Annotated in this window: 10 protein-coding genes; 7 read left to right on the plus strand and 3 right to left on the minus strand. The window is 71.2% G+C overall.

Going from position 1 to position 13,106, the window contains the following annotated elements; genetic code table 11:
- The first annotated feature begins 8 nt into the window (after positions 1–8).
- Genes POS15_RS17245 through POS15_RS17260 form a run of 4 tightly spaced genes read left to right on the plus strand, consistent with a single transcriptional unit; the run spans position 9 to position 6,014 of the window.
- Positions 9–905: a DUF58 domain-containing protein gene (locus POS15_RS17245; RefSeq protein ID WP_284128557.1), complete on the plus strand. Its 897-nt coding sequence runs from the start codon at positions 9–11 to the stop codon at positions 903–905.
- The gene (locus POS15_RS17250) at positions 902–2,020 is read left to right on the plus strand and encodes a BatA domain-containing protein (protein ID WP_284128558.1); all 1,119 of its coding nucleotides are present in this window, start codon (positions 902–904) and stop codon (positions 2,018–2,020) included. Before POS15_RS17245 ends, POS15_RS17250 begins: the two co-directional genes overlap by 4 nt.
- Complete coding sequence (locus POS15_RS17255; RefSeq protein WP_284128559.1) at positions 2,017–4,188, plus strand: hypothetical protein; 2,172 nt, start codon at positions 2,017–2,019, stop codon at positions 4,186–4,188. The genes POS15_RS17250 and POS15_RS17255 overlap by 4 nt, the downstream gene beginning before the upstream one ends.
- Positions 4,185–6,014 carry a hypothetical protein gene (locus POS15_RS17260; protein WP_284128560.1) on the plus strand — a complete coding sequence of 610 codons (1,830 nt, stop codon included), beginning with the start codon at positions 4,185–4,187 and terminating at the stop codon, positions 6,012–6,014. Before POS15_RS17255 ends, POS15_RS17260 begins: the two co-directional genes overlap by 4 nt.
- Before the next feature lie 30 nt (positions 6,015–6,044).
- On the opposite strand, the gene POS15_RS17265 is transcribed toward POS15_RS17260, so the two are convergent.
- Positions 6,045–6,527, minus strand: a complete 483-nt coding sequence (locus POS15_RS17265; protein ID WP_019184938.1) for a hypothetical protein — start codon at positions 6,525–6,527, stop codon at positions 6,045–6,047.
- Between the two features lie 171 nt (positions 6,528–6,698).
- Between POS15_RS17265 and POS15_RS17270 the strand changes: the two genes are divergently transcribed.
- Genes POS15_RS17270 through POS15_RS17280 form a run of 3 tightly spaced genes read left to right on the plus strand, consistent with a single transcriptional unit; the run spans position 6,699 to position 10,666 of the window.
- The gene (locus tag POS15_RS17270) at positions 6,699–9,179 is read left to right on the plus strand and encodes a DEAD/DEAH box helicase (RefSeq protein ID WP_026070064.1); all 2,481 of its coding nucleotides are present in this window, start codon (positions 6,699–6,701) and stop codon (positions 9,177–9,179) included.
- Positions 9,176–10,282: a ribonuclease H-like domain-containing protein gene (locus tag POS15_RS17275; RefSeq protein ID WP_019184940.1), complete on the plus strand. Its 1,107-nt coding sequence runs from the start codon at positions 9,176–9,178 to the stop codon at positions 10,280–10,282. Before POS15_RS17270 ends, POS15_RS17275 begins: the two co-directional genes overlap by 4 nt.
- Before the next feature lie 48 nt (positions 10,283–10,330).
- On the plus strand, positions 10,331–10,666 hold the full coding sequence (locus POS15_RS17280; protein ID WP_284128561.1) for an I78 family peptidase inhibitor: 336 nt from the start codon (positions 10,331–10,333) through the stop codon (positions 10,664–10,666).
- 80 nt (positions 10,667–10,746) lie between these two features.
- Here the strand turns inward: POS15_RS17280 and POS15_RS17285 are convergent, their stop codons facing one another.
- Both POS15_RS17285 and POS15_RS17290 read right to left on the minus strand, forming a co-directional pair.
- On the minus strand, positions 10,747–12,600 hold the full coding sequence (locus POS15_RS17285; RefSeq protein WP_343313387.1) for a M56 family metallopeptidase: 1,854 nt from the start codon (positions 12,598–12,600) through the stop codon (positions 10,747–10,749).
- A 15-nt stretch (positions 12,601–12,615) separates the two neighbouring features.
- Positions 12,616–13,002 carry a BlaI/MecI/CopY family transcriptional regulator gene (locus tag POS15_RS17290; protein ID WP_019184134.1) on the minus strand — a complete coding sequence of 129 codons (387 nt, stop codon included), beginning with the start codon at positions 13,000–13,002 and terminating at the stop codon, positions 12,616–12,618.
- Between the last annotated feature and the right edge of the window lie 104 nt (positions 13,003–13,106).

Below are 13,106 nucleotides of genomic sequence, written 5' to 3' on the forward strand. Positions count from 1 at the left end.
CGCACACCGTGAGCCGCAACGCACCGATCGCGATCCCCGCCGATGTCCGCAGCCGCCTGAAGGCGCTGCGGCTGCTGCCACGGCGTGCACGCGGCGCGCACGGCATCGGCCAGCACGCCAGCCGCAGCCGCGGCGCCGGGCTGGAGTTCGCGCAGTACCGCGCCTATGAACCTGGCGATGAACTGCGCCAGATCGACTGGAAGCTCTACGCGCGCTCGGACCGCTTCTTCGTGCGTGAATCCGAACGCGAAAGCCCGATCACGGCCTGGGTGCTGATCGATGCGACCGCCTCGGCGCGCCAGAGCGACCGTGCGCGACCGGACTGGTCGCGCCTGGACCACCTCTGCGCCACCGCCGCCTGCCTGGTCGAACTGGCCCTGCAGCAAAGCGACCGCTTCGGCGTGATCGCCATCGGCGGCGAGGGCGTGCAACTGGTCCCCGCCGGGCACGGCCCGCGCCAGCGTGACCGCGTGCACCTGCTGCTGCGCCAACTCCTGGCCAGCGGCACGTGGCCGCCGGTCACTTCCCTGGCCCCGGTCTGGGAGCGGGTGCAGGCCGGCGACCTGCTGGTCGCGCTGGGCGACGGTTTCGACGAGGGCGGCATCGTGCTGCTGGAACGGCTGGCCGCCGCCCGCCGCGAGGTGCTGCACCTGCAGGTACTGACCGCCGAAGAGCGCGATTTCCCGTTCACCGACGGCCACCGCTTCCGCGATCCGGAAACCGGCGATGAGCTGCTGGGCGATGGCCGTGCGATCCGTGCCGAATACCTGGCCCGTTTCGATACCGCCCAGCGCGCGTTGCAGGCGCGGCTGCAGAGCAGCGGCATCGTGCATGCCACCGGCTATCTCGACCAGCCGCTGGATCAGCCGCTGCGGGCGCTGCTCGGTGCCGGAGGCGGCGCGTGAGCCTGCTGTTTCCGCTCGGACTGCTGGCACTGGCCGCCTGGCTGGTCCCGCTGCTGATCCACCTGGCGCGGCGGCATCAGTACGCGCCACTCGACTTCGCCGCGCTGCGCTGGCTGCAGGCCCGGATCCGGCCGCACCAGAAGATCCGCTTCGACGCGTGGCCGCTGCTGCTGGTGCGGCTGCTGCTGCTGGCTGCACTGGCCCTGTTGCTGGCGCGGCCGGTGCTGTACGGTGGCGCCGCCGACATCCACCCGGTCACGGTGGTCGCCCCTGGTCTGGACGGTACGGCCCTGCGTGGCCAGGACGCGAAGGGAGATTGGCGCTGGCTGGCTCCGGGCTTCCCCGCACTGGCCGATGCCGCCCCGGCGACCGCTTCCGCGCTGTCCAGCCTGCTGCGTGAGCTGGACCAGACACTGCCTGCCGGCGCACCGCTGACGGTGTACGTGCCCGACCCGATGCCCGGACTGGATGGCGAGCGCCCGCGCCTGTCGCGTGCCGTGGATTGGCGGCCGGTGCCGTTGGCGCCGGCCAGCACGCGCACCGCCGCACCGCCGGTGCTGCAGGTCGGTGGCGAGATCGCAGAAGGCGAGCAGCGCGTGCTGGCCGCGCTGCAGCGTGCCTGGTCCAACCAGGCGTTGTCTCCTGCCCGCGGTGCCGGTACCGCCCCCGATGCCGGGCAGACCGGCGTGTGGCTCGCCGCTGCGCCGCTGCCTGCTGCCTGGCAGGCGTGGGTGCACCAGGGCGGCAGCGTACTGGTCGCGCCCGGTGCTGCGGAGGCCGGCTGGATGCCCATCCTGCGCGATGCAGAGGGTGCAGTGGTGCTGGAACAGCGGTCCGAAGGACAGGGTCGCCTGCTGCGCTTCGCGTCGCCGCTGACACCGACGGCCCTGCCGGTGCTGCGCGATCCCGGTTTCCCGCGCCAGTTGCTGGCCGTCCTCGCCGCACCCGCCCCGCCGACCCTCGCGGCGGCAGCGACACAGCAGCCGCTGCGCGGCGGCGCCACGCCGCTGCCCGCACCGCGCGAGCTGAGCCCCTGGCTGCTGGCGCTGATCGTGCTGCTGTTCGCGCTGGAACGGGCAATGGCGACCTCACCGCGCCGCGGAGCAGGCGCATGAACGCTGCCATCCAGCACGCCTGGCAGCGCGCGCGCCGGCGCCAGTGGTGGATCACCACCCTGCTCGCGGTGCCGGTCGCGTCGGCGATCAGCGCGGTGGCGTGGCGGCTGGCCGGCTTCAACGCGGCTACGGTGGTCCTGCTGTTGACGTTGCTGGTCAGCGCCGGCGTGGCGACCTGGCGCGCACGTGGTCTGGATCGCCAATGGCTGGTCCGCCGGCTGAACGACCACCCGGTCGCACAGGACAGTGCCGACCTGCTGTTTGCCCTACCGGCGGCATTGAACCCGTTGCAGCAGCGGCAGCGCGCACATGTCGCCGCCGCCCTGCAGTCGCGCATGCCCGATCTGCGGTCGCGCTGGCCGGGCCGGTGGCTGCTGGCCTCGGTGATCACGTCGGTGGTGGTGATGGCGCTTGCGCTGGGCTGGCCGCGCGGCCCGGACGCGGCGCCCCTGTTGCCGGGCACGGCGGCACCGCCGGCCACACCTGCGCAGCCCCCGCAGCTGCGTTCCGCCCGGCTGGAGATCACCGCCCCGGCCTACACCGGGCAGGCCGCGCGGGTGCAGAGCACGCTGGACGGCAAGGTCCCGCAGGACAGCCGCCTGCACTGGTCGCTGCGCTTCTCGGCGCAACCGCAGGCCGCTGCGCTCCAGTTCCACGATGGCCAGCGCATCGCGCTGCAACGCGATGGCGACCAATGGACCACGCAGTGGACCGCCACGCGTCCGGCGCTGTACCGCGTGATCACCGAGCCTGCCCTGCGCGACACCCGCCTGTACCGGCTCGATGTGGTGCCCGATCGCCCGCCCGTGGTGCGCGTGATCGCTCCGGACCGCAGTCTCGTGCTGGGGACGCCCGGCCAACGCCAGTGGCCGCTGCAGTTCGAGGCTACCGACGACTACGGCGTGGTCGCCACGGCACAGTTGAAGGTCACCCTGGCCCAGGGCAGCGGCGAGAACATCACCTTCCGCGAGCAGACCTTCAACCTCGCCGGCACCGGACCGGCGACGCAGCGGCGCTTCGCGCGCACGCTCGATCTCGCCGCGCTGGGCGCCACCGAAGGCAACGATGTGATCGCGCAGTTGACCGTGCGCGACACCCACACGCCCGGCGCGCAGAGCGCCCAGAGCAGCAGCGTGATCCTGCGCCTGCCCAGCGCAGCGGAGATCCAGGGCACCGACATGGAGGGCATGGTCAAGAAGACCCTGCCCGCGTATTTCCGCAGCCAGCGCCAGATCATCATCGACGCTGAAGCGCTGATCAAACAGCGTCGCCAGCTGCCGGCAGAGGAATTCGTGAAGCGTGCCGATGCGATCGGCGTGGACCAGCGGATCCTGCGCCTGCGCTATGGCCAGTTCCTCGGCGAGGAAAGCGAAGGCGGGGCCAAGCCACCGCCGACCAGCGATGCCCTGCCGACCAGTGACACACCGGCGGCCGCGCACGATGACGATCACGATCACGATGGCGACCATGCCAGGACCCAGGCGCAGGCCGGCCACGACGACCATGATCATGGCGCGCCGACCGATGGCAGCGCCCCGGTGTTCGGCAGCGCCACCGACGTGCTCTCCGAATACGGCCATACCCACGATCACGCCGAGGCCGCCACCCTGCTCGATCCCAAGACGCGCGCCACGCTGAAGGCGGCGCTCGATCAGATGTGGTCGTCGGAAGGCGAGCTGCGCCAGGGCCAGCCCGAGCGTGCCCTGCCCTACGCCTACAAGGCGCTGGGCTTCATCAAGGAAGTGCAGCAGGCCGAGCGCATCTACCTGGCACGGGTCGGCCCGGAACTGCCGCCGATCGACGAGAGCCGACGCATGAGCGGCGATCGCGCCGACCTGGCCAGCCGCACCTTGCCACTGCGTGCGCTGGAGGCACCCGACCAGGCCATCGTGCAGGTCTGGCAGCAGCTGGCCGATCCGGCCAGCGCGCCGGATCTGGATGCACTGACCCACTGGCTGCGACGCAATGAAGCGCGCCTGCCGGACCCGCTGAGCCTGGCCGCCGCCATCGAAACACTGCGCATCACCCCGGACTGCGCCAACTGCCATCAGGCCCTGCGCGCGCAGCTGTGGCGTGCGCTGCTGCGACCACTGCCGCAGGTCGCCCGGCGCAACGCCGCCGATGCCATGGGTCAGCGCTACCTGGATGCACTGGAGGCCACCCCGTGAGCGACCCGCGCTGGACCCTGATCGCGCTGTTCGCCGTGCTGCTGCTGAGCAGCGCGCGTCTGTGCTGGCAGCAATGGCGTGGACCGGCGCGGGCACCCGGTGTGTTCGCCAGCCTGCTGGTGTTGCAGGCCGTGGCGACCGTGCTGCTCTACCTGACCCTGGTGCCACCGATGCAGCGCGTGGCCGGTGGCCAGCTGACCGTGCTGACTGGCGCGGCCGATCAGGTGCGCTGGTCAGCGGCGCCGGGCGAAACCGTGGTCGCACTGCCGGAAGCGACGAAAGCAGCAGACGCCCTCGCCGCACCCGACCTGGCCACCGTGTTGCGCCAGCATCCCGGTCCCACCTCCCTTCGGTTGATCGGCGATGGCCTGTCGGCCCGCGATCGCGATGCCGCGCTGCCCCGTGGCGTGCGTATCGAATGGCCCAGCGCACCACAGGGCTGGATCGCACTGCAGCCGCCACCGGTTGCTGCGCCCGGTGCGGTGTTCACCGTCAACGCGCGTGCGCAGGGCGTGCCGAATGCACGCGCCGAGCTGGTGGACCCGGCCGGGCTGGTGGTTGACCGCGCAATGCCCGGGGCCGATGGTCGCGTGCAGCTTGATGGTGTCGCGCGCGTGCCGGGGCAGAGCACGTTCCGTCTGCGCCTGCTGGATGCCGGGCAGCACGTGGTCGATACGCTGGAGGTACCGGTGGACACTGTGGGCGCGGCAGCGCCGCGGCTGCTGATCCTCGCCGGTGCGCCGGGGCCCGAGTTGAAGTACCTGCGTCGCTGGGCGACCGATGCGGGGCTGGCCGTACAAGCGCACGCCCATGCCGGCGGTGGGGTGTCGCTCGGCGATGCGCCGGTCGCGCTGACCGCGGCGACGCTGGCGGCGACGGATGCCGTGCTGCTCGATGAGCGCAGCCTGGGCACCCTGTCCGCTGCCCAGCGCAGCACGCTGCAGCAGGCCGCCCGTAGCGGGCTGGGCGTTCTCGTCCGCACCGGTGGCCCGCTTGGCGACAGCGCCCGCCAGACGCTACGCAGCTGGGGCCTGTCCGTCACCGGCAGCAACCAGGCCGCGCCCCTGTCACTGCCGGCCGATGCCGATGCCGCGTTGCTGCAGGCGCGTCGTGGCCCGCAACGACCTGCAGCGGACACCACCACCTACATCGACGAAGCCGACATGGCCTCGCACCAGGCCGCGCTGCCGGTGCTGGAGCGACTGGGTGTGACGGTCAACGACGCGACACCGCTGCTGCACGATGACAAGGGCAACGCGATCGGCGGCTATCGCCCGCTGGGCCGGGGCCGTGTTGCGCTGCTGCCGGTCACCGACAGCTATCGACTGGTGCTGGCCGGTCGCGACGATCGCCACGCCGAGCTGTGGAGCAGCGTGCTGGCCAGCGTGGCCCGCCCGATTGCTGCCGCGCAGGCGCCCCGGATCGACGCGGTCACCCCATGGGCGGGCGAGCGTATGGCGCTGTGCCAGCTGCAGGAGGCCGCGCAGGTGCGCGCACCGGATGGCGCGCACATTCCCCTGCGGATCGATCCAGCCAGCGGTGCCGAGCGGTGCGCCGGCTATTGGCCCGACCAGGCTGGCTGGCATCAGCTGCAGCAGGGTGAGCGCAGCCAGGCGTTCTACGTATTCGATCCGGCCAAGGCACGCCCGCTGCATCGCCAGCAGCTGCGCGACGCGACCGCGCAGCGCCTGGCGGCGGGCGCCGCCACGACGTCGGCCGGGGTGATCGAAACGCCGGGGGCCCGTTGGCCGTGGTTGCTGGGCTTCGTGCTTGCCGCCGGGCTGCTGTGGTGGATGGAGCGGCGGCGGGGGGCGAGGCCCGCTTGACGCGCGACGGAGCGATACTGCCCTGCCAGATCAGCGCGCCGGCGGCGCCGGGCATCCCCCCTGCTGCACACACACCTCCTGTGCCCGGCGCTGCTCGTCGTCGGTCAACTCCGGCGGTGGGCGGGCGCTCGCGGACTGGATCTGATCCGGTCCGCCGGTGAGCTTGTTCACACCCTGCGCCGCGGCGGCCAGCCCCTTGTTGATGCCCATCATCAGATAGCCACCGCTCATGCTGACCTGCTCGGGCGAGGGGGGTTCGCTCCAGGTGCGGCTGAAGCGGTTCGGCTGCACCTGTACCGGATTCTTGAAGCGGTACAGATCCAGCGGTTCGTCGTCGGGCTTGAGCGCACGCACCTCGCCCAGCGTGGTGACATCCCCCTGCGTCGGTGCAGGCGGCGGCTCCACGGGGTCGGGTGGCGCCACCTGCTGTGCCTGCACGGCAGCGGCCAGCACCAGGCCGGCCAGCAACGCTGCACCTTGCTCTCCACGTAATGCCACAGCGACTCCATCCATGTTGGTTGCGGGCTGGCCTCAAAGCATACGGAGGCCGGCGTCAGGTTTCGTTGATGGCAGCTGTCCGGCCGGCGCGGCGGGCACTGAACCATTCACCGGCCCGCATCGCGATGTCTCAGACATTGAGACGCGGTCATGTTTCCATAGCGTCCTTTGCAGACCGTTGTGACCATGGCTTACGAACTCGCCAAGCGGACCGAGGACGCCGAACGCCGCCTCGCCACCACCGATGGGCTGCCCTCGCGCGATGGTGCGCTGCTGACCGCACGCCTGCAGCGCCGCTACAACGACCGCATCACCGGCAGCTTCACGATTCCCGCCCGCGAGGGCCAGTACGCGCCGATCCCGGCCGATGTGCCCGCCGCGCTGGTCAATGCGCTGAAGGCGCGCGGCATCGAGCAGCTTTACAGCCACCAGGCGCAGGCCTGGGAGGCCAGCCAGCGCGGCGAGCACGTGGCCATCGTCACCCCCACCGCCAGCGGCAAGTCGCTGTGCTACACCCTGCCCGTGGTCAGCGCGGCGATGCAGGGCAAGGCCAAGGCGCTGTACCTTTTCCCGACCAAGGCGCTGGCCCAGGACCAGGTGGCCGAGCTGCTGGAGCTCAATCGCGCCGGCGACCTGGGCGTGAAAGCCTTCACCTTCGATGGCGATACGCCAGGCGATGCGCGCCAGGCGATCCGCCTGCACGGCGACATCGTGGTCTCCAACCCGGACATGCTGCACCAGGCGATCCTGCCGCATCACACCAAATGGGCGCAGTTCTTCGAGAACCTGCGCTATGTGGTGATCGATGAGGTGCACACCTATCGCGGCGTGTTCGGCAGCCACGTTACCAACGTGCTGCGCCGGCTCAAGCGGATCTGCGCGTTCTACGGGGTGGAGCCGCAGTTCATCCTGTGCTCGGCGACCATCGGCAATCCGCAGGCGCATGCCGAGGCATTGATTGAAGCGCCGGTCACCGCGATCACCGAATCCGGTGCGCCCAGCGGGCCCAAGCACGTGCTGCTGTGGAACCCGCCGGTGGTCAACGCCGATCTCGGCCTGCGTGCGTCCGCCCGCTCGCAGAGCAACCGCATTGCCCGCATCGCGATCAAATCCGGCCTGAAGACGCTGATCTTCGCGCAGAGCCGGTTGATGGTCGAAGTACTGACCAAGTACCTCAAGGACATCTTCGACCACGACCCGCGCAAGCCGGCCCGCATCCGCGCCTACCGCGGCGGCTACCTGCCGACCGAACGGCGCGAGACCGAGCGGGCGATGCGCGCCGGGCACATCGACGGCATCGTCAGCACCTCGGCGCTGGAACTGGGCGTGGATATCGGCAGCCTGGACGTGGTGATCCTCAACGGCTACCCGGGCAGCGTCGCCGCGACCTGGCAGCGCTTCGGCCGCGCCGGTCGTCGCCAGCAGCCCGCGCTGGGGGTGATGGTGGCCAGCTCGCAGCCGCTGGACCAGTACGTGGTGCGGCATCCGGACTTCTTCGCCGAGGCCTCGCCCGAGCATGCGCGCATCGCACCGGACCAGCCGCTGATCCTGTTCGACCACATCCGCTGCGCCGCCTTCGAGCTGCCCTTCCTGGCCGGCGATCCGTTCGGGCCGATCGACCCGCTGGTGTTCCTCGAAGCGCTGGCCGAAACCGAGGTCGTGCATCGCGAGGGCGACCGCTGGGAGTGGATCGCCGACAGCTACCCGGCCAACGCGGTCAGCCTGCGCTCGGTCGCCGACGGCAACTTCGTGGTGGTGGACCGCAGCGACGGCAAGCAGCAGATCATCGCCGAGGTGGATTACTCCGCCGCCGCGCTGACGCTGTACGAAGGTGCCATCCACATGGTGCAGTCCACGCCCTACCAGGTGGAGCGGCTGGACTGGGAAGGCCGCAAGGCCTATGTCACGCGTACCCACGTGGACTACTACACCGACAGCATCGACTTCACCAAGCTCAAGGTGCTGGACCGCTTCGATGGCTGCATTGCCGGGCGCGGCGATTCGCACCACGGCGAAGTGCACGTGGTGCGCCGCGTGGCCGGCTACAAGAAGATCCGCTACTACACCCATGAAAACATCGGCTACGGCCCGGTCAACCTGCCCGACCAGGAGCTGCACACCACGGCGGTGTGGTGGCAGTTGCCGCAGGCGCTGCTGCTGACCGCGTTCGACAGCAAGCAGGAAGCGCTGGACGGCTTCCTCGGCGCGGCGTATGCGCTGCACATCGTCGCCACGGTGGCGGTGATGGCCGATGCGCGCGACCTGCAGAAGGCGGTCGGCAATGGCGATGGCGCGTGGTTCGCGGTGGCCGACCAGAGTGGCCGCGGGCAGCTGCGGGGCGCCGAGTTCGATGCCAGCGCGATCGAGCTGCAGCAGCAGTTCGTGCCGACGGTGTATCTGTACGACAACTTCCCCGGCGGTGTGGGCCTGAGCGAGCCGCTGTGGCTGCGCCAGGCGGAGCTGCTGCTGCGCGCGCGCGAGCTGGTGCAGGGCTGCGACTGCAAGGCCGGCTGCCCCGCCTGCGTGGGGCCGGTCCTGGCCGGCCAGGAAGACGATGCCACCACGCCCAAGGCACTGGCCCTGAAGGTGCTGGCGCTGTTCGACAGCGCGGCGTTGCCGTCTGCCGCCGAGCGTGAGCGCCAGAGCGCCGAGATGGTCGCCCCGTGAGCCTGAGCCTGGACAAGCTGCGCCTGCTGCGCCGGCAGGCCGGTGATGCAACGCCCGCGCCGGCCCGTGATCCGTCCATCGCCACTGCGGGCCGATCCGATGCGGGTGACACCATCGCTACCGGCGGCGCCGCCCCCGCGCCCCTCCCGGCCGCCGCCAACGACGCGCGCGCGCGCACGCCCGCGCCCGCCTCCGTGTTCGGCTGGGTGGAGCAGGAAATCCGCCACAAGCCCACCGGTGAGGCCGCACGCCATACCGCACCGGCAGCGCCTGCCCTCCCGGCGCCCGCGCTGCGCAAGCCCGAGATCGGTGGCCTGCGCCGGCTGCTCGGCCTGCGCGAGCGGAGCCTCAGCACCGCCCACCCGCGTGAGGACGCCAAGGACCGCCATGTACCGGGCGAGGAGATCGCGCCGGGCCTGTTCCTGATCGAGTCGTTCGTCGCCCAGGCCATTCCCACCGAGCCCTTGTCGCTCGCCTTCGCCAAGCGCGAGGGCGAACAGGTGCAGCCACAGGACCTGCTGTTCTTCGATACCGAAACCACTGGCCTGGCCGGCGGTACCGGCACCCGCGCCTTCATGATCGGCGCCGCGGACTGGCACGCCCATCCCGAGCGCGGCGATGGCCTGCGCATCCGCCAGCTGCTGATGACCACGATGGCCGCCGAAACCGCGATGCTGCGCGAGTTCGCCGGGTGGCTGCGGCCGAGCACGGTGTTCTCCAGCTACAACGGCCGCTGCTACGACGCCCCGCTGCTCAAGACCCGCTACCGTTTGGCGCGGCAGCGCTGCCCGATCACCCCGCTGGATCACGTCGACCTGCTGTTCCCGACCCGCCGCCGCTATCGCGGTACCTGGGAAAACTGCCGGCTGGCCACGATCGAACGCCAGCTGCTGCAGATCGTGCGCGAAGACGACCTGCCCGGCTCGGAAGCCCCGGCGGCGTGGTTGAACTACCTGCGCGGCGGCAGCGCGGTGAACCTGCGCCGCGTGGCCGAGCACAACCACCAGGACGTGGTGACCCTGGCGCTGTTGATGCGACGGCTGGTGGCCGAGGAACAGCGTGACCGGGAGACGTTGGCGCTGCAGGCCATTGACGCGGTGTAAAGGCCGGCCCACGGACACTGCGGGTCCTTACCGTGGGAGGACCACCACATGCGTCTGAACCTTCTGTTCGCCCTGGGCTGCGCCCTGCCGCTGGCCGCGTGCAGCCATCCCGGCAAGACGGCGGTGACGCCGGCTGACAGCCCCACCTCCACCGCGCCGCCCGCGGTGGCCGGCAGCGCCTCCCAATGCGACCCGGAAAAACTCACCGGCCTGACCGGGCAGACCGCCACCGAGGCGGTGATCCAGAAAGCGGTGAAGGACAGCGGTGCGCGCAACGCCCGCGTGCTCAAGCCGGGCATGGCGATGACGATGGATTTCCGCGAAGACCGGCTCAGCATCGAAGTGGACGCGCAGAACAGGATCGTGCGCGCCAACTGCGGGTGACCGGCTGAACCCTGCCGCGTGCTGCGACTGAAGGCGGCGGCCCGCCATCATCTGCGGGCCGCCGTGCCAGGCAGGCGGGGTCAGTCGCGCAGGCGCTTGGCCTTGCCGCTGGCCAGCGCCTGATCGATGGCCGTGCGGACCTCGCGCACGGCGCGGGCCGAGGCCAGGCTCTGCTGCTGCGCCAGACGCGCCTGTTCGCGGCCCAGTTGCGCCTGCTCGCGTGCCACCAGGGTGATCTGGCGGGCATCCACCGCCTTGGCTGTGGCGACGCGCGCCTGGCGTGCTGACTGGCTGGCGCTGGCTGACGCCGCACCCGCCTGCCGAGCGGCCTGGTTGGCCTCGGCGGCCGCATCCAGGCCGGCCTGGCGGGTGACGTGATCGGCTACCGCCTCGACATCCACCGCCGCCAGAGCATCTGCGGTGACCTGCATCGAGACGTTGGCCAACTGCTGCCCGATCACGGCTTGGCGGTCGCCCAGTTCAGCCTGTGCGTTGCCCAGCGCGGCCACGTCGGATTGGCTGCGGCTGAGCTGGCTGAGCACGGCAGGATCGCGGATCAGATAGCGCGCCTGGCCACGGCGTACCCACAGCGCCGGCGCGCTGCCGCCCACGTCGCGTCGGGCCTGCTTGAGGTCGGCGACGGACGCATCGACGAAGTTGTCGTCGCCGCCCATCAGCACGAAGGCCTGCGCGGGCTGCCGGCCGATGTCGAGCCGGCCGTGGGTGACGTAGGACATGCCGTCGTCCAGATCCTTCGGCGGCTCCGGCGCACGGGGTGCGGCAGGCGCGGCCGGCGGTTCCGGGGCCGACAGCGGTTCCGGCGCGGGAGCAGGCTCAGGCGCGGGCAGCGCCGCAGGGGCCGGTCGCGGTGCCGGTGCCGGCAGCGCTGCCGGCGGGGTGGGTGCGCTGGGCGCGACCGGTGCCTGGGGTGCGGCCGGCGGCGGCGGCGGCGCAGCCACCAGACGCAGCGGCGCCACGCCGACCACCACGAACAACGCAGTGATCGCCAACGAAGCCACGCGCGGCACGTTGCGGGTCTGCTGCAGGGTCACCAGGCGGCGCTTGAGACTGCGCAGGTTGGGCGAGGCGCTGGCCACGCCCACCGCAGGACGCGGCGCGACACCGAGCTGCACCAGCAGGCGGCCATAGTCATGGCGGCAATGGCCATGCCCGGCCACGACGGCGCCATCGCAGGCTTCTTCGCGGGCCAGCGCGTACTCGCGGGCTGCCACGTGCACCAGCGGGTGGAAGAAGAACAGATGCTGCGACACCGCCGGCAGCAGGCCCCACCACAGGTCACGGCGCTGCAGATGGATCAGCTCATGGGTCAGCGCCATGTCCAGGTCGTCGGCCGACATCGCCGGCAGCTCGCGCGCTGGCAACAGCAGCACCGGCCGCCAGGGGCCGATCAACTGCGGCGAGCGGATCTGCGCGGAGAGCTTCAGGCGCGGCGCACGGCGCAGGCCGTGGGCTTCGGCAGCCAACTGCAATGCCTGCTGCAGCCCGGCGTCGGTGCACTCGGTGGCGCTGCGCACCAGCGCGCGGCTGGCGCGGTAGCCCCGCAGGCTGTGCGCCACCATCAACAGCACGCCGGCGGCCCACAAGGCCAGCAGCAGCGAGGGCCAGGACCACGCCATCGTCGCCGTCTCGACCGCGGCCGGCGCGTAGGCGACCGGGGCCGCCTGCACGGCGGCATCGAACGCGGGCAACGCCACCGCGGGTGCCGTCATGGTGGCGGGTGCGGGCAGCACGGCCAACTCCAGCGGGCTGCTCCACACCAGGCCCAGTACCGCCTGTGCGGCCACCAGCCACCACAGGCGGCAGCGGGTGGCGGCCGGCAGCTGCGGCAGCAGGCGGCACACGCCCCACACCAGCGCCACCAGCACCGCGCTCTGCACGCTGGTCCAGCCCAGCCGCATCAACAGCTCACTCATCATCGTGTCCATGGCTCAGCCCTCCCGCTTGCGTGACTGCAACTGTGCGACCAGCGCTTCCAGCTCGGCCAGTTCCTGATCGCTGACATCCACCTTGTGCGACATGAAGGCAACGAACGGCGAGACCGAGCCCTGCAGCGTCTTCTCCACGAAGCTGGCCACGGCGCCCTGCACCACGCTGTCCTGGCCACTGGTGGTGGCATAGCGGTACACGCCGTCCACCTGCTTGCGGCTCAGGTACGACTTGGCGCGCAGGCGCTCCATCATGGTCAGCACGGTCGAGCGTGCCAGCCCGCGCGGCTCCCCGAAGCCGGTGGCGACCTCCCCGACACTGGGGCGGTCCTGTTCCGCGATGTACTGCAGCAGGGCCAGTTCCTGGTCCCCGATGGTCTTGCCGCGCATGGCGCACTCCCTATGACTACACGTGTCGCTACCGTGCCAGTGACTACAGGTGTCGTCAAGTGCCGGATGGCGCGCGCCGACGAACGGTCGTTGGGGGTGATGTC

The sequence above is a fragment of the Stenotrophomonas sp. BIO128-Bstrain genome (assembly GCF_030128875.1).
Lineage (GTDB): Bacteria > Pseudomonadota > Gammaproteobacteria > Xanthomonadales > Xanthomonadaceae > Stenotrophomonas > Stenotrophomonas bentonitica_A.

Coding starts and splice junctions, on each gene's coding strand:
- POS15_RS17290 (WP_019184134.1), bottom strand. CDS start 13,002: ATGCGCGGCAAGACCATCGGGGACCAGGAACTGGCCCTGCTGCAGTAC.
- POS15_RS17280 (WP_284128561.1), top strand. CDS start 10,331: ATGCGTCTGAACCTTCTGTTCGCCCTGGGCTGCGCCCTGCCGCTGGCC.
- POS15_RS17285 (WP_343313387.1), bottom strand. CDS start 12,600: ATGAGTGAGCTGTTGATGCGGCTGGGCTGGACCAGCGTGCAGAGCGCG.
- POS15_RS17255 (WP_284128559.1), top strand. CDS start 2,017: ATGAACGCTGCCATCCAGCACGCCTGGCAGCGCGCGCGCCGGCGCCAG.
- POS15_RS17270 (WP_026070064.1), top strand. CDS start 6,699: ATGGCTTACGAACTCGCCAAGCGGACCGAGGACGCCGAACGCCGCCTC.
- POS15_RS17265 (WP_019184938.1), bottom strand. CDS start 6,527: ATGGATGGAGTCGCTGTGGCATTACGTGGAGAGCAAGGTGCAGCGTTG.